This is a genomic window from Anaerovibrio sp., assembly GCF_045637405.1.
Classification (GTDB): domain Bacteria; phylum Bacillota; class Negativicutes; order Selenomonadales; family Selenomonadaceae; genus Anaerovibrio.
The window spans coordinates 1-1,230 of sequence record NZ_JAZTZI010000106.1; the positions used below are offsets into that span (position 1 = coordinate 1).

1 protein-coding gene is annotated in these 1,230 nt (G+C 47.2%); it reads left to right on the plus strand.

Going from position 1 to position 1,230, the window contains the following annotated elements; genetic code table 11:
* A partial coding sequence (gene malQ / locus ACKI5G_RS07660) for a 4-alpha-glucanotransferase (RefSeq protein WP_407399172.1) occupies positions 1–1,230 on the plus strand: 1,230 nt, incomplete at both ends.

Consider the following 1,230-nt stretch of genomic DNA (forward strand, 5'->3'; position numbering starts at 1 on the left):
AGTTTTCCATCCAAGTATGGGGTTGGTGACTTTGGTCCGTCTGCTTATGAATTCGTGGATTTCCTGGCGAAAGCCAAGCAAAAGATTTGGCAAATTTTGCCTTTGACGCCAGTGGATAACTGCTATTCCCCGTACGCCTCCCCTTCGGCTTTTGCTGGTAATACCATGCTTATATCACCGGAAAAACTGGTGGAAATGGGCCTATTAAGTCCGGAAGACGTACAAATGCCAGATAAGGAAGCCACCAATAAGACGGATTATGCATTGGCTTCCCGCGTAAAGGAAAAACTATTAGACAAGGCTGCCAGCAACTTCTTTGCCCAGGCTAGTCAGGAGGAACGTAGAAAGTTTGAGGCGTTTTGCAAGGAGGAAGCCTATTGGCTGGAAGATTATTCTCTGTTCCGGGCAATATCTGTAAAGAACCGGGAAGCTGGCTGGATTGAGTGGGAGGACAGCTTAAGACGCCGGGTGGCTGGTGCTCTGGATAAAATGAAAACCGAGCTCAAAAAAGAAATTCGTCAGGAATGCTTTGCCCAGTATATTTTTGAGCGTCAGTGGCAGGAGCTGCGGGCTTACGCCAACAATAAGGGCATAAAGATTTTAGGCGATATGCCAATTTTTGTCTCCTTAAACAGTGCTGATGTGTGGAGCAATCAAAAGCTGTTTAAGCTCAGTCAAAATTGCAAGCCTTACAAGGTGGCTGGGGTACCACCAGATTATTTCAGTGCCACCGGTCAATTGTGGGGTAATCCGCAATATGATTGGGCAGAAATGGAAAAACAGGATTATAGCTGGTGGATGAGTCGCTTGAAGCGGATGCTTACTACAGTGGATATGGTGCGTATTGATCATTTCCGTGGCTTTGAATCATATTGGGAGGTGGACGGTGACGCAGAAAATGCCATTGAAGGTGTATGGCGTAAAGGGCCTGGTAAGCCGTTTTTCGATAAGGTAAAGGCTGCATTGGGTGAATTGCCGATTGTTGCCGAGGATCTTGGTGTCATTACCGATGAAGTGGAGGAACTGCGTGAGCAATGTGGCTTCCCCGGTATGAAAGTGCTGGAGTTTGAACTGCATTTCAATGACCGCCGCCGGGTAAATTATGTGGAACCGGAAAACTCTGTTGTGTATACGGGTACCCACGATAATAATACCTGTGTGGGTTGGCTGGATGAGGATGCTGATGTGGAGACCAAGGAGGCCATAATCAATATGCTGGGTCTCGATGAT